Genomic DNA, 418 nt, shown 5'->3' on the forward strand with positions numbered 1-418 from the left:
ATTCCGGGGGCTCGGTGCCGTGCTCGGGCGTGACGGGGTCGTCGGTCCAGGGTTCAGTGCTCGCCGGCGGCTTCTCGAAACTCCGATTCGGCGTGGCACGGTCGGCGGCCGGGGGGCGGGCGCCGGTGGCGTCGGGGGCGGGCGGTTCGGGGCGTGCGGGATCCAGGGCCGGGGCCGCGGATCCCGCGTGCTCCTCGGCCGACTGGTCGTTGCCGGACCGCGGCTGCCCGCTCCCGCCGCTCTCGTCCACCGGTGTCCCCTCGATCGAAGCGTCTCCCGAGCCTGCCGGACGGGAGGGTCTGGAGTCGATGGTATGCGTCCGTCGCGGCGCGTTCCGCCCGGCACCCCCTGTTGTTTTCCACAGCATCCGGGGGCGCCGGGGCCGCGGCTGGGGCGCTGTCGGTGCCGGGCCGTAAGG

The 418-nt window shown here is 75.8% G+C and carries 1 pseudogene; it reads right to left on the minus strand.

Annotation, left to right across the window (positions count from 1 at the left end):
- Positions 1-250, minus strand: a pseudogene (locus tag QC282_RS32170) (peptidase); the annotation flags it as partial.
- Positions 251-418 lie beyond the last annotated feature (168 nt).

Origin of the sequence: Streptomyces sp. DH24 (assembly GCF_029813775.1) — a bacterium.
Classification (GTDB): Bacteria; Actinomycetota; Actinomycetes; order Streptomycetales; family Streptomycetaceae; genus Streptomyces.